Origin of the sequence: Nocardia nepalensis, assembly GCF_048910785.1 — a bacterium.
GTDB classification, from domain to species: domain Bacteria; phylum Actinomycetota; class Actinomycetes; order Mycobacteriales; family Mycobacteriaceae; genus Nocardia; species Nocardia nepalensis.
The window spans coordinates 1-21,483 of the sequence record NZ_JBKBET010000041.1 but is presented as its reverse complement, the minus strand read 5'-3'; the positions used below and the strand labels follow the sequence as shown (position 1 = coordinate 21,483).

The 21,483-nt window shown below is 66.7% G+C and carries 21 protein-coding genes; 20 read left to right on the top strand and 1 reads right to left on the bottom strand.

The window, feature by feature from the left end:
• Positions 1-127 precede the first annotated feature (127 nt).
• Positions 128-1,717, top strand: coding sequence for an ABC-F family ATP-binding cassette domain-containing protein (locus ACHQ4I_RS39890; RefSeq protein WP_420777110.1), 1,590 nt, complete (start codon positions 128-130; stop codon positions 1,715-1,717).
• 9 nt (positions 1,718-1,726) lie between these two features.
• On the opposite strand, the gene ACHQ4I_RS39885 is transcribed toward ACHQ4I_RS39890, so the two are convergent.
• Positions 1,727-2,137, bottom strand: coding sequence for a nuclear transport factor 2 family protein (locus ACHQ4I_RS39885; protein ID WP_420777109.1), 411 nt, complete (start codon positions 2,135-2,137; stop codon positions 1,727-1,729).
• Between the two features lie 90 nt (positions 2,138-2,227).
• Here ACHQ4I_RS39885 and ACHQ4I_RS39880 point away from each other — a divergent pair, with 90 nt between their 5' ends.
• The 19 genes from ACHQ4I_RS39880 to ACHQ4I_RS39790 form a co-directional block, all read left to right on the top strand.
• Positions 2,228-2,728, top strand: coding sequence for a winged helix-turn-helix transcriptional regulator (locus ACHQ4I_RS39880; protein ID WP_420777108.1), 501 nt, complete (start codon positions 2,228-2,230; stop codon positions 2,726-2,728).
• Between the two features lie 11 nt (positions 2,729-2,739).
• On the top strand, positions 2,740-4,062 hold the full coding sequence (locus tag ACHQ4I_RS39875; protein ID WP_420777107.1) for a HEAT repeat domain-containing protein: 1,323 nt from the start codon (positions 2,740-2,742) through the stop codon (positions 4,060-4,062).
• 112 nt (positions 4,063-4,174) lie between these two features.
• Complete coding sequence (locus ACHQ4I_RS39870) at positions 4,175-5,446, top strand: hypothetical protein (RefSeq protein WP_420777106.1); 1,272 nt, start codon at positions 4,175-4,177, stop codon at positions 5,444-5,446.
• Between the two features lie 72 nt (positions 5,447-5,518).
• Positions 5,519-5,884 carry a DUF4345 domain-containing protein gene (locus ACHQ4I_RS39865; protein ID WP_420777105.1) on the top strand — a complete coding sequence of 122 codons (366 nt, stop codon included), beginning with the start codon at positions 5,519-5,521 and terminating at the stop codon, positions 5,882-5,884.
• Positions 5,885-5,980: 96 nt separating this feature from the next.
• Positions 5,981-6,931, top strand: a complete 951-nt coding sequence (locus ACHQ4I_RS39860) for a hypothetical protein (RefSeq protein WP_420777104.1) — start codon at positions 5,981-5,983, stop codon at positions 6,929-6,931.
• Between the two features lie 40 nt (positions 6,932-6,971).
• Positions 6,972-8,228: an adenylosuccinate synthetase gene (locus tag ACHQ4I_RS39855; protein ID WP_420777103.1), complete on the top strand. Its 1,257-nt coding sequence runs from the start codon at positions 6,972-6,974 to the stop codon at positions 8,226-8,228.
• A gap of 107 nt (positions 8,229-8,335) precedes the next feature.
• The gene (locus tag ACHQ4I_RS39850) at positions 8,336-8,962 is read left to right on the top strand and encodes an NUDIX hydrolase (protein WP_420777102.1); all 627 of its coding nucleotides are present in this window, start codon (positions 8,336-8,338) and stop codon (positions 8,960-8,962) included.
• Positions 8,963-9,183: 221 nt separating this feature from the next.
• The gene (locus ACHQ4I_RS39845; protein ID WP_420777101.1) at positions 9,184-10,155 is read left to right on the top strand and encodes an alkaline phosphatase family protein; all 972 of its coding nucleotides are present in this window, start codon (positions 9,184-9,186) and stop codon (positions 10,153-10,155) included.
• Positions 10,156-10,315: 160 nt separating this feature from the next.
• Positions 10,316-12,721, top strand: a complete 2,406-nt coding sequence (locus tag ACHQ4I_RS39840) for a RelA/SpoT family protein (RefSeq protein WP_420777100.1) — start codon at positions 10,316-10,318, stop codon at positions 12,719-12,721.
• A gap of 340 nt (positions 12,722-13,061) precedes the next feature.
• Entirely contained in the window at positions 13,062-14,690 is a 1,629-nt protein-coding gene (locus tag ACHQ4I_RS39835; RefSeq protein ID WP_420777099.1) for a cutinase family protein, read from the top strand.
• A 51-nt stretch (positions 14,691-14,741) separates the two neighbouring features.
• Positions 14,742-15,680 carry a DUF8176 domain-containing protein gene (locus tag ACHQ4I_RS39830; RefSeq protein WP_420777098.1) on the top strand — a complete coding sequence of 313 codons (939 nt, stop codon included), beginning with the start codon at positions 14,742-14,744 and terminating at the stop codon, positions 15,678-15,680.
• A gap of 19 nt (positions 15,681-15,699) precedes the next feature.
• Entirely contained in the window at positions 15,700-16,578 is an 879-nt protein-coding gene (locus ACHQ4I_RS39825; protein WP_420777097.1) for a MinD/ParA family ATP-binding protein, read from the top strand.
• Positions 16,575-17,216: a DUF6668 family protein gene (locus tag ACHQ4I_RS39820; RefSeq protein WP_420777096.1), complete on the top strand. Its 642-nt coding sequence runs from the start codon at positions 16,575-16,577 to the stop codon at positions 17,214-17,216. The genes ACHQ4I_RS39825 and ACHQ4I_RS39820 overlap by 4 nt, the downstream gene beginning before the upstream one ends.
• A gap of 60 nt (positions 17,217-17,276) precedes the next feature.
• The gene (locus ACHQ4I_RS39815) at positions 17,277-17,573 is read left to right on the top strand and encodes a hypothetical protein (protein ID WP_040692318.1); all 297 of its coding nucleotides are present in this window, start codon (positions 17,277-17,279) and stop codon (positions 17,571-17,573) included.
• 8 nt (positions 17,574-17,581) lie between these two features.
• Positions 17,582-17,857, top strand: coding sequence for a hypothetical protein (locus ACHQ4I_RS39810; protein ID WP_354950750.1), 276 nt, complete (start codon positions 17,582-17,584; stop codon positions 17,855-17,857).
• A gap of 23 nt (positions 17,858-17,880) precedes the next feature.
• Positions 17,881-18,582, top strand: a complete 702-nt coding sequence (locus tag ACHQ4I_RS39805) for a DUF8175 domain-containg protein (protein WP_420777095.1) — start codon at positions 17,881-17,883, stop codon at positions 18,580-18,582.
• Positions 18,579-19,394 (top strand): DUF8175 domain-containg protein, encoded by an 816-nt coding sequence (locus tag ACHQ4I_RS39800; protein WP_420777094.1) that lies wholly within the window; start codon positions 18,579-18,581, stop codon positions 19,392-19,394. Before ACHQ4I_RS39805 ends, ACHQ4I_RS39800 begins: the two co-directional genes overlap by 4 nt.
• On the top strand, positions 19,388-20,248 hold the full coding sequence (locus ACHQ4I_RS39795; RefSeq protein WP_420777093.1) for a DUF8175 domain-containg protein: 861 nt from the start codon (positions 19,388-19,390) through the stop codon (positions 20,246-20,248). The genes ACHQ4I_RS39800 and ACHQ4I_RS39795 overlap by 7 nt, the downstream gene beginning before the upstream one ends.
• Positions 20,242-21,483 (top strand): hypothetical protein (locus ACHQ4I_RS39790; RefSeq protein ID WP_420777092.1); only part of this gene is annotated, 1,242 nt, incomplete at its 3' end. The genes ACHQ4I_RS39795 and ACHQ4I_RS39790, both read left to right, overlap by 7 nt.

The following is a 21,483-nucleotide window of genomic DNA, read 5'->3' as shown; positions in this document are numbered from 1 at the left end:
CGCGGTTGTGGTTAACCTAGTCGGGTCTTATCCCCGTTGATCGGAGTCATGCCGTTGCTCTCATGAGGTAGCCACTCGGGCGGCCCGCATCCCGCGCGTCGCGTTCCGTGCAACCTCTGGGGTCCGCATGACCAATCTTTCACTTTCCGATCTCACTTTTTCCTGGCCCGATGGCACACCCGTATTCGACGGGCTCGATGCCGTGCTCGGAACCGGCCACCTCGGCCTGGTCGGCGGCAATGGCGCGGGCAAGTCCACGCTGCTGCGGTTGATCGCGGGTGAGCTGACGCCCGCACGCGGTTCGATCACGGTGACCGGGCGGCTCGGTTATCTGCGCCAGGATCTCGGCCTCGGCGCTGGTCGGCGGGTCGACGAGGTGCTGGGCATCGCCGCGACACGAAAGGCATTGCACCGCATCGAATCCGGCATCGGCGACGAGGCCGACTTCGATGCGGTCGGCGGGCAGTGGGACGTCGAGGAGAGCGCCATCGCCCTCCTCGGTCGACTGGGTCTGCATTACCTCGCCGATTCGATCGAACAGCTCGACCGCCGCTTGGAGACGCTGTCCGGTGGGGAGACGGTTCTGCTCGGTCTGGTCGCGGAGCTGCTGCGCGATCCGGACGTGCTGTTGCTCGACGAGCCGACCAACAACCTGGATGACGTTGCCCGGCAACGCCTCTACGAGGTCGTCGGCCAATTCTCCGGCACCGCACTCACGGTCAGCCACGATCGCGAACTGCTGGAGCGGATGACCACGATCGCCGAACTCCGCCAGGGCGAATTGCGTTTGTTCGGCGGCAATTTCAGCGAATACGAACGGATCATCGCGGCGGAGCAGGAGCTCGCACGTGCCACCATCCGGGATGCGCGCAGCGACGTTCGCAAACAGGCGCGCGAACTGGTCGAGGCCCGGATCAAACTGGATCGCCGAGCGCGCTACGGGCAGAAGATGTTCGAGAACAAACGCGAGCCGAAGATCGTCATGGGCGCACGCAAGCGGGCCGCGCAGGTGTCGGCGGGCAAGTTGCGCAATAACCACATCGAAAAGCTGGACACCGCAAAGGAACAGCTGCAGCACGCCGAAGAGCTATTGCGTGACGACCGGCAGATCCGGGTCGACCTACCCGACACCCGGCTCTATCCGGGGCAGGACGTCATCGATCTCGACGGGGTCGAGCTGGCCTGCGGGCCGACCGTGACGCTGCGGGTGTCCGGCCCCGAGCGGATCGCACTGACCGGCCGCAACGGCGCGGGCAAAACCACGCTGCTGCACCGCATCGCCGCGGAACCACCGAAGGTCCCGTGGCGCATGTTGCCGCAACGCCTTGACATCTTCGACGAGCACCGCACCGTCTTCGACAATGTCGCGGCGACCGCGCCACACGCCCGCGCCGAACAGATCCGAGCCCAACTGGCCCGCTTCCTGTTCCGCGGCGCCGACGCCGATGTCGCGGCGGCGGCCCTCTCCGGCGGCGAACGCCTGCGCGCCGCCCTGGCCATGCTCCTACTCGCCGACCCCGCCCCCAAACTCCTGCTACTGGATGAGCCGACCAACAACCTCGACCTCCCCAGCCTCGACCACCTGACCCAGGCCCTCGCCAACTACGAGGGCGCACTGATCGTCGTCAGCCACGACCCTCGCTTCCTCGACGACATCGGGATAACCAGGCGCGCCGAACTGACCGCCGACGGACTGGTGGAAACGCTGGTCCGGTAAAGCGGAACGTCATCCGCGTGCGGCACGCCGCATGACACCCGGATGGCGCAGCAGGCGCGGTCCGAGCTTCACGGCGAGGAAGGTGAGGGGAAGCCAGGGCCGCAAGTGCGGCTCGAGGCGGCGGATGCGGCCGTCCTCGGCCAATTCGAGGATCATGGCCTCGGTCATCCGGAATGGGCCGACGTCGGCCTCGGCCAGCAGAACCCGGCGTGCGCCATCGCCGATGTGTTCGGTCCAGCGCAGCCGGGCGAGGCTGCCGTAGGCGGCGGTCAGCAGGATGCGCAGATCGTCGTGACCGCGGAAGACCAAGCGCCCGGACAGCGGTGAGGTGAGTTCGGCGTCGGGTGCGAGGGTGGTCATCAGCGCGTCGATATCGGCGGTCTCCGTCGCCTCGCGGAACCGTGCCACAGCGTCCGGCATTGTCTCGATCACCCCTTCGCACTCGCGTCCTTCTGACGCATCGGAACGTAGCTGAGTCACTTGCAAAAAGCAATGGACTACGATGGGTCTGTGCCCAAGGCTGCTATGTCCGACATTGTGTGCTCGATCGCGCGAACGCTCGACGTGGTCGGGGAGCGGTGGACGTTGCTGATCCTGCGTGACCTGTTCGTCGGGGTGAACCGGTTCGAGGACATCCGCCGCGATCTGGGGATCGCCTCGAATGTCCTCACCGCGCGTCTGGATGTGCTGCGCCAGTACGGGATCGTCGAGGCCAGGCAGTACCAGTCGAATCCGGTGCGCAACGAGTACTTGCTCACCGAGCAGGGCCGCGATCTGTATCCGGCGCTCACGATGATGATCTCGTGGGGTGACAAATGGCTGGCCGGGCCAGCGGGCCCACCCGCATTGGTCGTGCATCGAGAGTGTGGGCATGCGACGTCGGGTGTGGTGGTGTGCCGCGACTGCGGAGCGCCGCTCACCGCCGACAATGTGTCCTGGCGGCACGGGCCCGGCGCGCGACGTGGCCCCGGAACCATGCTGATCGGCGACCATTTGGAACCCGCGCCGTAGCGCTGCGGGGCATGGCAAGGGTTTCGCTCGAGTTGAGCGACTTGCCCGGCTGCAGCATGATCAATGCGGTGGACCAGGTGCTGCGAGCGATAGCCGATGTCGATTGGGCCGAGTTGGAACATGCTTATGGCCCGGCGGCGGATGCTCCGGCGCATCTGCGGGCACTGATCGACGGTGATGCCGAGGCCTGTGTCGACGCCGTCGGCTATCTCGATGCCGCGCTACTGCATCAGGGGAGTGTGTACTCCGCGACCGCGCCGTTCGTCGCGATCGTGGCGCAACTGCTGTCGCGCCCGCATACCGCGATGACGATCGAGGACATCCTGCCGTGGGATCCGGAGCCGCGGGCCCTGCGGGTCGCGCTGCTCGATTACCTCGAGGTCTTCGCGCAGGGCTGTTGTACCGGACTTTCCGATGCGCAGTTGTATGCCGAGGCCTATCCGCCTGGTCGCACCGAGGAGGATCTGCAGCGGGTAAAGGCGAATCGGCGCGCGGGGCTGCTGGAACTCGGTCCCGATCCTGCGAATGCCCTACTGGTGGAGCATGTTCCGACGCCACCGGGCCTGCTGGCGGCGATCGACGACAACGAATTCCGCGCGGCGATGCGGGCGCGGGACGAGATCGCTTGTCGCGCGGTGATTCCCGACGTGATCGAGGCGGTCGAATCCCTGGTGGACGATGCGGACGCGGCGGTGCGTATCGCCGCGTTGCGCGCGCTGATCGAGCTCACCGCGCATCCGGCCTGCGCCGCGAAGCGGACCGCATTGCTCGACCGGCTGGACATCATCGCGCCGATGATGCCGGACCCGGCCGAACGTGCCACTGCCGCAAGGATTTCGGGTATCAACGGCGGTCGTCCGGAACAGCTGCTCACCGACGACCACCCCGGTGTCCGTACCTGCGCCGCCTTGGCGCCCGCCTTCGCCACCGAGCAACGCGCCATCGACGAACTCCTGGCCGCACTGGAGCGCCCCGAGGTCATCGACGAGTGGTTCAACCGTCAGCTGCCCGGACAGGACGGCTGGCTTCGCCACGATGTCATCCGCGAACTCGTCAGCCGCGTCGACGATTTCGAGACACTGCTGCCCGCCGCGATCGAAGCGGCGTGGGCCGCGAACGAGCACACCGTGCGCAGCGACTGTATTTCCTTCCTGCACAGAGCCTTTCCCGATCCGATCGACGCCGAATCGGAGCTGTCCGCGGCCCAGTTGTCCTATCTCGCGGTGCTGGCGGAGATCGAGACCCTGTGGCAGAGCGGTCAGCTCGAACGCTGGTTCAGCGCGGCGGGTCTGCCGGGCGGGCGGGCCGGCTGTCGTCGTCTCGTCGAGCAGTAGCCGATTCAATCCGGCATATCGCCCCGGATCCGCGTCAACGGGTCCACGTCCGCAGTTTAGGTGTAGGGTCCTGACTTTCGCCGCCGGACCGCGGACACAAGGATGTGTATCCATGGGAATCGAGTTGAATGTGGCGGGGGTGTGCCGCGCGCCCACCGAGGACTTCCTCGATCAGGTCGGGGCGTGGCTGCGGACCGGTCCGGCCGGTGCCCGGGTCGGCTGGATCGCCACATCGGCGCCGATACGGAACTCGGTGGAGGTCTCCGGTGATCGCCTGCTGGCGGTCCTGCATCCGGCGGCGGAGCCGGTCGATCTACGCGCGGCGCATGGCCAGGTGGTGGTGAGCGCGGGCTGCGCCGCGGCCGGGCCGGGCTATCACCGACACGTTGCCGCGGTACTGCGCGAAATGGGCCGGCGATTCGACATCGTGTGGGACGAGGGAACCGAGGATCCGCTCGGACTGGCCGATAACCGCGCCGAGGTCGAACGCGACTACCTGATGTGGATCCGCACCCTCGCGGAGACGGTGTTGACCCAGGTGCCCGCCGAGGGCGCCTGGGTGTCGATCGGATTGTCGCTCGGCAGTGACCGTTTCGACTACGACGGGCTGGCCGCGAGCTGGTTGGGGCCGCGCGACCGCGACTGGTTCCAGGCCGTCTCCGATGGTGACGAGGCGGCGGCGCGCGCGTTCTTCCCCTGGTGGGAGGACGGCTGGACCGCCCGGACGCTTCGCAATACCGCGGTCGGCATCATCTGGAACGATGTGCGCTGGCGCGCACCGTCGGACGCCGATGACACCCCAGCGCTGCACCAGGCCGATGCGCTGCTCGCCGAGGCACACCGGCTCGACGCGGCGCTGGACCTGCCATGGGCGGCCTGGCACGAGTTACGGCTGCTGCTCGCGGATTCGCTGCCTACCGCAGCCGATGCGCCCGCCGATCTGCCGGCGCGGGCCGCCGCGGATCCGCCGGCGCGGCTGGGTTACCGCCGCCGGTCGGTCCGCACCACACCCGTATCCGGTTGGAGCCTGCGGATCCCCGGCGATTTCACCTATGGCTGGGACGGCGACCGCTGGTGGGCCTGGGACGGCATCCGCCAAATCGAGATCACCATCCTGCGGGTCGGCGACACGAAGACCGGCCCGCCCCCGGCCGCCATGCTGCAATACGGCGCCAACGCGACCGAGGGGCATCGCGGTGAGCCGGTCATCGGCGGGCCCGGTGACGGCTGGTGGTTGCCATCGGAGGACGGCGAGGATGTCGGGGTGCAGGGGATCGCCAGCCGCCGCAACGGCGAACTTCTCCTGGTCACCATCACTGTTCCGGAGCCGCAACTGGATTGGGCGATCGAGGCCTGGCGCTCGTTGCGCTATGGCGAGGACTGATCGCACGTTTCCGGAAGCGGGTATGTGCTCCGGTCGACCATGCTGGCCTTGCGACTCGATCAGGAGGCTACCTTGGCAACTGCCGTCAATATCGTCATCGGCTTGTTCTTCCTCGCGATGGGCGGATATGCCCTTGCCGCACCCGCCCCGCTGATACGTCCCTTCGGCATGCGCCTCGAGCACGCCGCGGCGCGCTACGAGATCCGCGCCGTCTATGGCGGATTCGGTCTGGCGATGGCGGCGATGCTGGGGGTCGCGGCGACGCACGACGGAGCGCTGCGCACCGGAATCATGTTCACGATCGGTATCGCGCTGGGCGGAATGGCGTTGGGCCGGATCATTTCAGCGGTAATCGATGATCGAATCTCCTTCTACCCCAACTGGTTCTACTGCATTCTCGAGACGGTCGCCGCGGCGGCCTTGATGTCGGCTTCCTGAGCTGATCGCGCGGTCGCGACGGTGACCGGGGGACCCTTGACGAGCAGAGTTTTAGTCTCATACACTAAAACTAGATTCACGAGAGGAAGTGACGACATGGGATACGGACATTGGGACGACACCGCCTACCGCGCGGCCAAGACCTTCCGTGCCAGCCGGGGGCTGGACGACTTCGGATATACCGCCGAGATGCAGGGCCAGCCGTATACGAGTTGGCAGGCGCATCCGGCGCTCGACCCGCTCGGCGTCACCGTGCGCGAATGTCGGGATTCCGACGAGCACGGGAATTCGCTGCCGATCGCGGTGCTGTTCGACGTCACCGGATCGATGGGACGGGTACCGCGGATCATGCAGGACAAGCTCGGCAAGTTGCACGGGTTGTTGCGGCGCAAGGGATATGCGCAGGATCCGCAGATCATGTTCGGCGCCATCGGCGATGCGGATACCGACCGGGTGCCGCTGCAGGTGGGCCAGTTCGAATCCGACAACCGGATGGACGAGCAGTTGCGCAATATCCTGCTAGAGGGCGGGGGTGGCGGGCAGAAGTCCGAAAGTTATGAGCTGGCCGCGTATTTCATGGCCACCCATGTCGCGACCGACGCCTGGGAGCAGCGCGGCAAGCGCGGCTACCTGTTCATCATCGGCGACGAGCTGAACAAGGCGAAGTTGGCCGGGCGGCACATCCGCGGCGTCATCGGCGACCATGTGCGCACCGATATCGAGGTGGCCTCGATCTATCGGGAACTGGCCGAGCGCTGGCATGTGTACTACATCTTGCCGAACCAGTCGAGTTATTTCGATGATCCGGAGATCGCCGAACACTGGCGGGGATTGCTCGGCCAGAACTTCATGAAGCTCGACGATCCGGCCGCGGTCTGCGAGCTCATCGCGCTCACCATCGGGCTCGAGGAGGACCGCGTCGACGTACATACGGGACTGGCGGATCTGCGCGATGTCGGGTCGGTAACGGAAGCGGATTCGGTCGGAAAGGCCTTGGGCGCCAAGGCGGGACCGAGTATGCGCGCACTGTCCCGGGGCCGGAGCTGAATTCGGACTCGGTCCTTGCTCGAAAGGTCAGGGGTACAAGGTGATCCAGTCGCACATCATAGTGCTCGACCTCGGGTTCGGGGATGCCGGGAAGGGGGCGACGGTCGATTGGCTGTGCTCGCCGGAGGCGGGACTGGGCGTATCGGCGGTCGTGCGGTTCAACGGCGGTGCGCAGGCGGCGCACAATGTGATCGCCGAAGGACGGCATCACACCTTCGCCCAGTTCGGCTCCGGCGCCTTCTCCGGTGTGCCGACGCTGCTCTCACGGCACATGCTGGTCGAGCCGATCGCGCTGGCGAGCGAATCGCTGCGGCTGGCGGCGGTGGGTGTGCCGGAGCCGCTGTCGCTGCTGCGGATCGACGGGCGAGCGCTGCTCACCACCCCGATCCATATCGCCGCCAACCGTGCGCGCGAGGACGCGAGGGGTTCCTCGCGGCACGGTTCCTGCGGCCGCGGCATCGGCGAAACGGCCCGGTACGCACTCGAATACGACGCCCCGACCGTGTCGGATTGCCTGCGCCCCAACGTTTTGCACGCCAAGCTGCAGGCGATTGCGGCACACTATGGCCCGCTGATCGCGCCGAGCGCGCACCGCTACGAACCGATTGGCGATCTGGTCGAGATGTACCGGGAATTCGCCGCCGCCGTCCGCATCGTCGACGACACCGAACTCGCCCGCCTGGCCCGACGCGGCCGCCTGATCTTCGAAGGCGCACAGGGCGTTCTCCTCGACGAATGGCGCGGTTTCCACCCACACACCACCTGGTCCACCGTCGAACCACGCAACGCCCGCGCCCTACTGGCCGAAATCGACGCCCCCGCACACACACTCGGCGTCACCCGCACCTACATGACCCGCCACGGCGCGGGCCCGTTCCCCACCGAGGATGACACCCTGACCATCCCCGAACCCCACAACACCACCGGTCCGTACCAGGGCCCGTTCCGCCGCGGCCACCTCGACCCGATCCTGCTCCGCTACGCCATCGAGGTCTCCGGCGGCATCGACGGTCTCGCCCTCACCCATCTCGACATGCCCGGAACAGGCTACGCCGCAACGGAATACGCGACACCGACCGGCATAGTCGACCACCTCGAACCAGGCCCATGGCAAGACCTCGACCACCAACGCCACCTCACCGAACTGCTGACCACGGCCACCCCGACCCTCACACCCATCCCCGCCGACCCGGTCCCATGGCTGGAACGCCAACTCGGCGCCCCGATAGTCCTGACCGCCGACGGCCCGGACCGCCGCAACCGCACCCCGACCCACACCGCGGCCGCAGTCGCCTAGGGCTCGAAAGCCGTGTCCGTACAAATGGCTGCGGTGCACGTCGAGATCATCGCTACCTGGCGTGCCACTCGGCGGCGGGTGGCGGGTGTGGGGCAGGATGGGGTGGCGTGGAGCAATCCGTTGTTTCGGTTGATGTGGTGGCGTTGCGGTTCTGGGCCGATGACGCGGGGTTGAGCGTCGGGATCGCGCCGCGGGAGATGGAGCCGTTCACCGGGCGGTTGGCGTTGCCGGGGGTACTGCTCGGGCGGGGGGAGCGGTTGGTCGCGGCCGCGCGGCGGGCAGTGCACACCAAGCTCGGGGTGCCGGAGGCGGCGATCGGCGCGGTCGGGCAATTGGTGACCTTCGACGAACCGAATCGCGATCCGCGCGGGCCGACCTTGTCCATTGCCATGTGGGCGGTGGTCGGGCCGCATGAGGGGCCGGCGCAATGGGTTTCCTTCGATCAGGTGCCCGAGCTGGCGTTCGACCACAATCGCATCGTCGAGGCCGCCCGCGGCCTGCTTGCCCGATTGCTCTGGAAGGACCTGGCTTTCACCCGGGCACTGACCGGCGACGAATTTCCGGCCACTCGTGCGGTCGAACTCAGCGCCGCCATCCACGGCACTCGCCCCGATCCCGCGAACCTCAACCGAACTCTGGCCGCCATCCCTGGCTTGGAGCGCACCACCGAACGCCGCCGCGTCAAGGCGACCGGCCGCCCCGCCGCCGTCTGGGCCTTCTCCCCCGACGAATAGTCGCGGGGGCCTGCACGGCGATGTCGATCAGGCAATCGAGGTAATCCCTGCTGTTCACCTCGCCGATACGCGCTGGTGAGCAGTGGGAATAGCTATGGGCTATCGCGAATTCAGTGGTTGTTCAGCGAGGCGACCAACGATGGCGATACCGATGAAACGTCCATGAACACTCGCGCGGTGAACTACCCGAAAGGCACAGCCGTACCGGATCGTTGGCGGATATGAGCGAGCGAACCGTAGCCATCACGTCCCTCGCCCGCAGGCAACTGTTCTCCAGTGCCGTTGCCGTAGCGGCCGTTTCGACCGTCCTCGCCGCCGGCCGCGCGCAGGCCGTCACCCAAGCCGACAAGGTCGTCCTCATCGGACTCGACGGCCTGATGTACCGCAAGATCGAGGAGGTGCGCGCACCGAACCTGTTGCGGCTCAGCGCCGAAGGCACCCTCGGCCGCGCCTCCATCGCTCCGCACGTCAGCATCTCCGGTCCGTCCTGGGCCACCGTGCTCACCGGTGTCTGGGGCAGCAAACACGGCATCACCGACAACAACTTCGACGCCACGCCGTTCGCGAAATATCCGACGATCTTCACCCGGCTCGAACGCTGCGATCCGACCCTGAAGACACAGTCCATCGCCACCTGGGATCAGATCGCCACCATGGCGGGCAGCGGTAACCCCCGCGCCGACGTCGTCATCTCCACTGCGCCCGTCCCCGGTGACGACGCCGAGATCGACACCGATGCCGCCACCGCCGACAGCGTCGTCACCGCCATCACCAAATACGCACCCGATTTCCTCTTCACCCACCTCGACCAGGTCGACCGCGCCGGCCACCGCCACGGCGGCGCGTCCAGCGAATACCGCGACGCCGTCACGCGCATCGACGCCCTGGTCGGCCGCATAGTCGCCGCCGTCGACACCCGCGCCCGCACCAACCCCGCCGAACGCTGGACCATCCTGGTCACCACCGACCACGGTCACCGGCCCAGGGGTGGACACGGCGGCCAAACCCCCGACGAGACATCCAGTTTCGTCATCGCCCGCGGCCCGAACTTCATCGCGGGCGCCACCAGCTCCAGCTTCTCCCTGGTCGATATCACCCCCACCGTGCTCGATATCTTCCACGCCCCGCTCGATCCGGACTTCGACGGCCAGTCCCGCATCCGCCAGCCGGTCGAACCCTTCACCAGCCGATAGGGCAGCTTTTTCCGCACCTCACACGTTGGCGTTTCCGGGGTCGTCGGCGACTCGGCAACCTCGGACCGGACGCGTGACCTGCGCTCGGACTAAAGTTGTGTTCTGGGCGGTTGCAGCGGTCGGATAGGGTGGTCCGATCGCGGCGTGGAGAGGTGGTGGCATGACTCAGCATCTTGGCGAGGCGAATGTCGAGCAATCGGCAGGCGCCCCGCAGACGAATGGTGCGGCCACCCCGGCTGTATCGACGTCGAAACCGCAGGTGAGCGGCAATTCCGCACCGGCACGCCAGCCCGGGACCACGGCCGCCGTCCCGACCTCCGCATCCCGGCGCGTGCGGGCCCGCCTGGCCCGCCGCATGACCGGTCAGCGCGGTATCGCGGCGGTCAAACCGGTGCTCGAGCCATTGGCCAGTGTGCACCGCGAGCTGTACCCGAAGGCGAACCTCAACCTGCTCCAGCGTGCCTTCGACGTCGCCGACGAGCGCCACGCGCACCAGTTCCGCAAATCCGGTGACCCCTACATCACCCACCCGCTCGCGGTCGCCAATATCCTGGCCGAACTCGGGATGGATACCACCACGTTGGTCGCGGCGCTGCTGCACGACACCGTGGAGGACACCGGCTACTCACTCGAGCAGCTGACCCAGGATTTCGGCTCCGAGGTCGCGCATCTGGTCGACGGCGTCACCAAACTGGACAAGGTCAACCTGGGCGCCGCCGCCGAGGCCGAGACCATCCGCAAGATGATCATCGCGATGGCGCGCGACCCGCGCGTGCTGGTGATCAAGGTGGCCGACCGTCTGCACAACATGCGCACCATGCGTTTCCTGCCGCCGGAGAAGCAGGCGAAGAAGGCCAAGGAAACCCTCGAGGTGATCGCGCCGCTGGCGCACCGGCTGGGCATGGCCACCGTCAAATGGGAACTCGAGGACCTCGCGTTCGCGATTCTGCACCCGAAGAAGTACGACGAGATCGTGCGACTGGTCGCCGACCGGGCGCCCTCGCGCGACACCTACCTGGCCCGGGTGCGCGCGGAGATCGTCAACACCCTCGCGGCGTCGCGGATCAACGCGATCGTCGAGGGCCGCCCCAAGCACTACTGGTCGATCTACCAGAAGATGATCGTCAAGGGTAAGGACTTCGACGATATCCACGACCTGGTCGGCATCCGCATCCTGTGCGACGAGGTCCGCGACTGCTACGCGGCGGTCGGCGTCGTGCATTCGCTGTGGCAGCCGATGGCGGGCCGCTTCAAGGACTACATCGCCCAGCCCCGTTACGGCGTCTACCAGTCGCTGCACACCACCGTCGTCGGTCCGGACGGCAAGCCCCTGGAAGTGCAGATCCGCACCCAGGACATGCACCGCACCGCCGAATTCGGCATCGCCGCGCACTGGCGCTACAAGGAGACCCGCGGCAAGCATTCCAACGACTCCACCGAAGTCGACGATATGGCGTGGATGCGTCAACTCCTCGACTGGCAGCGCGAGGCCGCGGACCCGGCGGAGTTCCTGGAGTCGCTGCGCTTCGACCTGAAGTCGCCGGAGATCTTCGTATTCACCCCGAAGGGTGATGTGATCACGTTGCCGCAGAAGTCGACTCCGGTCGATTTCGCCTACGCGGTGCACACCGAGGTCGGCCACCGCTGCATCGGCGCGCGAGTCAACGGCCGCCTGGTCGCATTGGAACGCCAGCTCGAAAACGGTGAAGTCGTCGAGGTATTCACCTCGAAGGCGCAGAATGCCGGACCCAGCCGCGACTGGCAGAACTTCGTGGTCTCCCCGCGCGCCAAGGCCAAGATCCGGCAGTGGTTCGCCAAGGAGCGCCGCGAGGAGGCCCTGGAAAGCGGTAAGGAGCAGATCTCCAAGGAGGTCCGCCGCGTCGGGCTGCCCCTGCAGCGGTTGATGAGCGTGGACGCGATGACCGCGGTCGCGCACGAACTGCACTACACCGACATCTCCACGCTCTACACCGCCGTCGGCGAGCACCAAGTCTCCGCGCATCACGTCGTGCAGCGGTTGATGGCCCAACTCGGCGGCATCGGCGATGTGGAGAACGAACTCGCCGAGCGCTCCACCCCGTCGACCACCCCGGCCCGTCAGCGCGTCACCGGCGATGCGGGCGTGCTGATTCCGGGCGCGCCCGGCACGGTCGCCAAGCTGGCCAAGTGCTGCACCCCGGTGCCCGGCGACGAGATCATGGGCTTCGTGACCCGTGGCGGCGCGGTCAGCGTGCATCGCACCGACTGCACCAATGCCGGCTCGCTGCGGGAACAGGCCGAACGCATCATCGAGGTGGAATGGGCGCCGTCGCCGTCCTCGGTGTTCCTGGTGGCCATCCAGATCGAGGCCCTGGATCGCACTCGGCTGCTCTCGGATGTGACCAAGGTGCTCGCAGACGAGAAGGTCAATATCCTGTCCGCCTCGGTGGCCACACACGGCGACCGGGTCGCGATCAGCAAGTTCACCTTCGAGATGGGCGATCCGAAACACCTGGGCCACCTGCTGAATGTGGTGCGCAACGTGGAGGGCGTCTACGACGTCTACCGGGTGACCTCGGCCACCTGATCGACCCTGGTCAAGCTCGCTGAACATCGGCGGAAGCCGAACCCGGCGTACCCGTACGTCGTGGTGGTCGCTGTGCGCGGTTCCGAGATTCGCCGGAATGTGAAGTCCACGTTGATGATTCGGCTCTCCGCAGGATCGCGTGCGGATTGCCGGGCGATTTCCGCTATCGGAAACTTGTCGCAAAATCCATGGTGTCGTGCGGGGAACTGCCGTCTGCCCGCGGCGGTTCGCGCAAACTTTTCGTCGAAGCCGCAGTAGGAGCCGGAATCTGTTACGGTCTATTGCGTTTCATGGCGTTTGGGTTAGTTGCGGCCACACGGATTGATTGCGGATCGCTATGATGAACTACACGGCACGGATCTCGGGGATGCTGGTCGCATTCGCCGTAGCTGTGGCGACCGCAGGCACCGCCGTCGCGGCACCGTCCGATCCCGCCGGCCCGACAACGAATGTCGCCATCGGTACCTGTCCGGCACTGTACGCGTTGGGGATTCAGGGCACCGGAGAATCGTCGCCGGATGCCGCGCCGACCACCGATACCGGCATGCTCTCCACCGTCTTTATGCCCATGCTGGCCAAGGCATCCCAGCCAGGACTGGTCGATCGGGCCTATGTCCCTTACGAATCCGGCTTCGGCGGCGCGACCGCCGGTGGCGCGGTGCCGTACGCGCAGTCGGTGATCGGCGGATTGGTGCGGCTGCGTTCGATGGCCAAGGATGTCGCGGACCGCTGCGCCGAGACCCGTTTCGCGATCGTCGGCTATTCGCAAGGCGCGCACGTGGCCTCGATGTTCGCCCAGGAGGTCGGCCAGGGCCAGGGCGTGATACCGCCCGAGAAGGTCGCCGCGGTCGCGTTGTTCGCCGATCCGACTCGCAATCCGGGCGCGCCGCTGTTTCCGGGTTCGCCGGGCAAGGCGACACCGGATCCCGCACCGGGCACCTCCGGCGATCAGATCGCGTCCATTGTGGCAATGCCGCAGCAGCCCGCCAGCGGCGGCGGTATCGGACCCGAACGCGATAAGGCCGTCAACTTCGCCGCGCTGACCGGCCGCGTCGCCAGTTTCTGTGCCGCAGGCGATCTCGCGTGCGACGCACCGGAGGGCGCGCCGATCCTCAAGGCGGTAGCCAGCATCGCGGGCCAGGCCAAGTTGAGCGGCGGCGACCCGATCGCCTCCCTGGTTTCGATCGCGCAGGCGCTGGCATTCACCTCGATCAAGACCGCGACCACGGTCGCCAACGAGGACGTCCAAGGCAACTCACTGGCGAATCTGTCCATTTCGCCGAAGAAGTCGATTTCGCAGCGTCTCGCCGACGCCGCCGACCCGCGGACCCCGCTCGATGCCCCCGCGGCGCTGCGGGCGCTGCTGAAGGTCGGCATGATCGGTATGAACGCGGTCGTGACGGTGGTCAAGACGGTGATCAATCCGGCGACCATCACCCAACTGGCCACCGCTGGCCTCTCCGATCCGGTGTCCGGAATCCTGCTGCTCGGCACGAAATTGCTGGGCGCGGTGACCCAACTGGTGCCGCCGACTACCGGCGTCCGGCTGGTCACCCAGGCCTTCGACGCGGTCGTACAGAACATCACCGATAACAGCGAACTGCTCAATGCGACGACCTGGGTGCGGTACTGGGATACCGTGCAGCGCCACGGCGCCTACAGCACGGCAGCGGTCACCGCAGCCGGGGAGGCGCCCACCCGATTCGTCGCGGACTGGTTCGCCGCGGTGGCACGCGATCTGGCCGATAAATTCGGCCGCGGAGCTGTGCCTATCGGTGGCGGCACCAAATCGACCACCGGATTCTTCGGAGAAAGTTCCGGCGCGTCGACTACGCCGAATTCGTCCGGTACGGGACAATTTCCGTTCGGGACAGGAGCCAATGGCGCCTCATCCGGCGGCGCGACGTCGACTCCGCCCACCGTGGTACCCGGCACCCTGAACAACACCTACCCGTTCTCCACGAACTGATCGCCGAGAGGGTCCGATGATGCACGTGCCTCACTCTGCGGGAATGGGGGAATGTTGAAGTCGTACAAACAGCTGTCGCGCTGGTACGGCGCGCTGGAGCCGGAGGCGAGCGTGGTGACGCCGCCACAGTGCGACGAGGCGGACTTGCAGACCCCCGGCGACGAGGACGGCCCCGCCCGGTATCCGCACTACATTCGCGAAGAGGATCCCGACGACGTGCGCGCGCGCAATGAGGTTCCGGCCGACTTGGCCTCCAATCGCAGCGAATTCACCGGTGGCTGGTCGGATTGGGTGGCCGGGCACGCTCCCGGCCCCGATGACGACTACACCGGTCCGGGCGATGGCGAACTTGTACAGTTCCCGTGGCCCGAAGACGAATACGACCACGATCGAGCCGGGCGGTCGGTACGCGAGACGCGGGCCCTGCGCCAGGAGGCGCGCAATCACCCGACCTCGCGTCGGGCCCGGGTGGTCGTCGTGCTCATCGTGGCCGTGCTGCTGCTGGCCGGTGCCGCCGCGGGCGCGATCTATCTCCTGCGTTCCGCAGGTGATCACGGCGCCGCCGCACCGGTCGTGCCCTCGATGCAGTTCACCGCGGGCAGCGTCCAATCCCGGGGTATCGCCGATTGCCCGACCGAACGCGCCGACCGCATCGTGCGCAGCGCCGAACCCGGTGGCACCGAATCCGGCCCGGACGCGATCCTGGCGTTCCAGTACGCCTATTACGTGGAACGCTCCGGCGAGCGGGTGCGGGCCGTTGTCGCACCGGATTCGAATATCTCGCCCGCGGCGGTGATCCAGCACGGCATCGACACCATCCCGGTGGGCACCACGCACTGCGTGCGGATCCAGACCATCACCGAGGACAGGTATTCGGTCGAGGTTACCGAGTATCGGCCCGGCGGCGCGCCCGCCACGTACAACAAGCAGACCGTCACCACTGCGGTGGTCGGCGGCCGCACGCTCATCACGGGCATTGCGGCCGGATAGTTAGGGAGAGCTGATAGCGATGGGAGACGACTGGAGCCGCTGGCTCGATGAGGCACCCGAGGAGGGTGATCCGTCGAGCCGGCACGCGCCTTCGAAGGCTCCGGTGGTGCGACTGCGGCGTGGCAAGCGCGGTGAGACCGAGTCCGCGGAACCGGCGCAGCGCTCGATTCTGGTGGTCGGTGGCTGTGGCGGTGCGGGAACGACAACCACGGTGCTGGGCTTGGCGGGTGAACTGGGTATGGCGGGTACGCCGACGGTGGCGGTGGACGCGACCGCGGCGGGTAGCGATCTGGCGCTGCGCGGGGCCGATGAGCACCTGCATCCGATCAGTCTGCAGTCGTGGTTGTACGGCCGCGGCAACGACGAACCCGCGCCGCTGAAGGAGTGTCTGTCGCAGGCGAGTTCGGGCATCGGACTGCTGTGGCGCGACGCCGCGCCGCTGCGTCGGCGTGCCACGTACCTCACAGTCTCGCGGGCCGTCTATGACGCCGGGTACACCGCGGTCTACGACGGTGGCAACCCGATTGCCGGACGGCAGCTGCGACCACTGCTCGACGACGCGGATGTCGCTCTGGTGCTTGCCATTCCGGCGCGCGCCGATGCGGCGAATCGGCTGCGGGTGACCCTGGAATGGCTCGACGACCAGTTCGGCGACTCGGCCGAGGGGCAGGGCGCCGGCATCGTCGGCGATACCACAATCGTTGTCTCACACCAGATGCCGGGCGCGGACTCGCATGTTGCCGATCATTTGCGTGAGCATCTGTCCGGCTGGGTTCGTGACATCAGGGAGATTCCCTACGATTCGCATTTGGCGCGTGGTGAACTCGTGCGCCACGCGTCGCTGGCTGCCGAGACGCGCCGGGCTTATGGGCGGCTGCTCGCCGGAGTGGCATCATGACGGCCGCCATGAAACTTCGCCGTCAGTCCGAAGCCGCCCAAGCCGGTGTGGTCGCCCCACCGGAGTCCCGTCGCGCGCCCATTTGGGACCGTCCCGTACCCGGCGTCGGCCGGGCGCCGCTGTGGTGGCTGCTAGGCGTGCACGGCGGTGCCGGAGCCAGTACCCTCGCGCATGTGCTTGCGCCCGCGGCGGATTCGGGCCGCCGCTGGCCCGGCGTCTTCGACCGCGAATCACCCTTCGTCGTCCTGGTGGCCAGAGAGACGATCGCCGGGCTCACTCGCGCGCATGACCTTCTGCGCCAACATCATTCGGGTTTCGCCGGATCGTGTGAGGTGCTCGGGCTGATCACCGTCGCCGCCCGCCCCGGTCGCCTGCCCGCCGAAATCCGCCGCTACCGTGACGTCGTCGGCTCGCTGGCCGGCCAGGTGTGGCAGCTCCCGTGGTACGAGGAATGGATCCTGGTCGAACCGGAGAAGCTGCCCATCTGGACTCCGGGCGACGAGATTCCGCAGAAGAAGAAAAGGATCGATCCGCTCGAGGAAGTTCCGCTCGAAGTTCGGGAACTCGGTGCCGATATCGTTGCGGTGGTACGCGAAAACCTGGACAGCAGTGGATCTTTCGAGGAGGACCACCGATGAACATCGCACTGACCGCCGGACCGGACCGTTGACCACCACTGCTACCCAGAAAGGCAGCCGATGAGCATGATTCTCCTCGCCGTGCAGGACACGTACGGCACTGTCCTGGCTCAGGTCGGTAACCCGACGCCGGAGGCGCCTCCCGGCTCGGAGAAGATCCTGCAGCTGGTCCGGTACCTCACCTGGTTCGTATTGCTCTCCGGCATCTGCGGAATCACCTACGCGGGCGGCAAGTTCGCGTGGGAGAAGTGGACCGGCGGTGGGCTCGAATCGCCGAAGATGGTGGCCGGAGCCATGATCGGTGGCGTGGTCGCGACCAGCGCGGGCACCATCATGAACGCGGTCATCGGAACCTGATGTCCGCCATGTCCACCGTGCGAATGTCGGCGGCGGAACTGCTCGCCTACAAGCAGATGCCCGCCGAAGTGCTGCAACCGCTGATGCAGCTGCTGAACTGGTTGCTCTGGTTCGTGCTGCTGGTGTGCCTGGCGTGGATGATCGTCTCCGCGGGCCGCCTGTGGATCGCGTTCCGGAGCGATCTGGCGATGAACGACGCCTCGCACGGCGTATTGATGAGTCTGCTCGGGGCGGCGGTGGCGAGCACGGCGTCGGGGATCGCGTTGGCGTTCCTGCCGACGTGAACGGGGATGGGTACGGCCCTGGGATGAATTCGACACCGCTGGCGACTGCTCGCAGGTCGCGCGAAACGGCAGCGCCGAGGCAGCATCCACGAAAGCACCTCATCGCGCGGCGGCGGCGCATCCGCACGCCCGCGGCCGGTGCGTTCGGTGCCGCCCTGCTGCTGGCGGCGGTCGGCTGCGGCGGCGGGGACGGCGATTCCGGCCCGAACCTGTCGGCCGCGCCGACCCAGGTGCGCTGGCAGCCTTTCCAGGGTGTCGCACTCCCTTCGGCCGAACAGGGACCCAAGAAGGTCGCCGACGGCGCCGCAACGGGTTTCGAGCATTCGCCGACCGGTGCGGCGCTGGCCGCGATCGTCCACACGGTGCGATTGTCGATAGCCGCCGACAGCCAGTGGGCCGATATCGTGCGCCTCGAGGTGGTGCCGAACCGAGCCAGAGACGAATGGTCGGTGAACCGGCTGCAGCTCTCGGTCACCGGCCCGGCGTCGCCCGATTACGCGCCCAGACTGCTCGGTTACCGAATCACCAGCTACACCGAGGCGGTATCCGCCGTCGACGTCTATACCGAGTATTCCGACAACTCGAAGGCGGTGAACCACACCACCGTCGAGTGGTTCGGCAACGACTGGAGGTTACGGCTGCCCGACCCGGACGCCACCGCTCGTCCCATCGAGTCGGTCGACGAATTGCCCACGGACATAGTGAAATTGGAGGCACCGAAGTGAGTGAGAAGGAGTCGTACGCGCGCGATCGCGTCTCCTTCGGTGTCATCGCGTCCGCGGCCGTGGTGGTGCTCATCATTGTCGTGGGCATATTCGTGTACCTCGGCCGGGACAGCTCGGGTTCGAGCGGCGAAAAGGCTACCGCCGCAGCGGGTTCTGGCGCGGACGGCTTCGCGACGCCCGAGGTCGACATCCTCGGCAGGCGCGTCGACATCCCGAACAACCCTGCCGGACAACCACTTCCGCAGGATCCGTCCCGCCAGCGCAAACCGTCCGACCCGGACTGGCTGACCGCCGCACCCGAAGGGACCACCGCACCGCGCGGCTGGCAGCGGGTCTACGGCGCGTCGGTCCCGTTCTCCACCTCCGACGGACCCACCCGCATCGAAGACGGTCTGGCCGTCGGCTATTCGCACACCCCGCAGGGCGCGGTGCTCGCGGCGGCCCAGATCACCTACCGCCTCAACGCCCGCCCCGCCGACCGCGACCTCTACGTCCGCCAGGTGCGCGTCTCGGCCCAGCAGATCGCCGCCTACGACAAGGCCCTGTCCCAGGACAAACTGCCGGAACAGCAGCCGGAGAAGGTAACTCGCTACTTCGTCGCCTCGGACGCGTTCAAGGTGGAGAACTATGCCGATGATCTGGCGATCATTCAGCTGGCTACTCGCGGTCCCGTGGTCGACGGCAAGCAACTGTGGGCAGCCCTGCGACTGGTCATGGTGTGGGACGCGGGGGACTGGCGGCTCAAGCCCGCCACCTCCAACAACACTCAGACCGAATACGCCGAATCGCTGAACGGGTGGACCAAATGGTGACCATGGGCCCCGGATCCGGTCCGGCACACAAACGTTCGCCGGTCGCGATGCTCGGCGTCGGCGCGTTGCTCGCGGTGGCCGTCGCGGTCGCCGTGACCGTGGTCGCGATGCGCGATAACGCCGCCGGGGGCGACCAGGTTTCGAAGACCGGCACGAACTCGGAAAGTGTGCCTGCCAGCGCCTCGTCGACCGCCGGAGCGGCCGGATTCAGCGGCTCGGATGTGGATTCGTTCGGTCATCGCTTCGATATCCCGAACAACCCTGCCGGACAACCGCTTTCGGAGTCCGTCACACCGCGCAAGCCCACCGATTCCGACTGGCAGTCTGGTGCGCCGGGCGGTACGGGTCAGCAGGGCGGATGGCAGCGGGTGTACGGAGGTCCGGTGATCCCGTTCTCGACCACCGACGGACCCATTCGAATCGACAATGACATTCCGCTGGGATTCACCAAGACCCCGCAGGGCGCCGCACTCGCGGCCGAGCAGATCTACTGGCGCACCGCGGCACGCCCGACCGATCGGGCCCTGTGGCAGCAGCTGGTGATCCTGTCCGCACAGGAGCAGGCCGAGCGCGACCGAAAGATCGCCGACGGCAAGATTCCGAACGAACTACCCGACAACATCAAACCGTTGTTGTTCGCTTCCGACGCATTCCGAATCGAAAGCTATGGTGACGATTTCGCTGTGGTACGTATCGCCCGCAAGACCCGTGATTTCCTGCACGGCGGGCGCAGTTGGGTGGCCATGAGACTGAATGTGCTCTGGCGTGATGGTGGTTGGAGACTCAAGTCGTCCACGAGTGATGCACAACCGCTCGAGACGATCGACTCGATCGATGGGTGGACAAAATGGTGAGGCGAGTTGTCACGATTCTCGCGGTCATCTTCACTGTCATGATCGCGACACCGACGGTGGCCTACGGCCAGGGTTACGGATTCGACGAGACGTGCAACGAATTGCACGACACTCTCGACAACGTCGGCCTGCCTGGCTTCTCCCTTGGTGATGCCGCGTCGGCCGCGTGCAAGGCGGGCAACGCCGCCTCGCACCCGGGCAGCGCCGCGAACGCGGTCAAGGACAAGGCCTGGGATTCGACCTTCGGCAAGGTCGTCGATTCGCTGATGAACGGCCTCGGCGAGGCCATCATCCTCGCGCTGACCTTCTGGATGAAGGTTCCCAATGAGGCGGCCAGCGATAACGGTTCGTTGTTCGTGAAGATCAACGATTACACCTATCAAGCGCAGATATTGCTGCTGATAGCCTCGGTGATCCTGTCCGGCGCCAGACTGGCCGAGGCCAGACGCGGCGCCGCGATGAACGAGGCGGCCGAATCGTTCCGCATGTTCGCCCGGGTGGTTTTCAGCTCCTGGATGCTCGGCGCCGTCATCGTCGCGGGCACCCAGGCCTCGGATCGCTTCTCCGAGTGGATCATCAACGATTCGACCAATGGCAATGCCAAGGACCTGGCCGAGCTGATGGTGAAAACCAGTAAGCTGCAGGCATTTTCGCCAGGTCTGGTGCTGATCATCGCGATTGTTGGATTGCTGGGCGCGCTCGCGCAGATCGTGCTCGCCATCGTCCGTCAGGGTCTGCTGCTGATCGCGGCGGGTGTGCTGCCGTTGGCGGCGGCCGCGTCCGGGATGAATGTCGGTAAGCAGTCCTATCAGAAGCTGATCGGCTGGATCATCGCTTTCATGCTCTGGAAGCCGGTGGCCGCCATCGTCTACATGATCGCGTTCACCACTGCGGGCCATGTGGATTCGCTCACCGATACCGGCGGGCTGCCCGAAGGTGAACAGGCGCAACGGATGCTGGTCGCCATCGTGCTGCTGTGCAGTGTCGCGTTCGTGCTGCCCGCGCTGATGCGACTGGTCACGCCCGCGGTCGCGATCGTCGGTAGTGGTGGTTCCGGTCTGACCGCGACCGGTGGAACCTTGCTCGCGGTGGGCGCTTTGGGTGCGATGGGCACCAAGGCTGTCGCGGTCAAGAGTGCCGCGCCGGGTTCGGCGGGTTATGTCAGCGGCTCCTCCACCGGTCCGCGGCCGCCGGGCGGCGCGGGCGGTCCGCGCGGTGGCGGTGGCGCGCCGCGT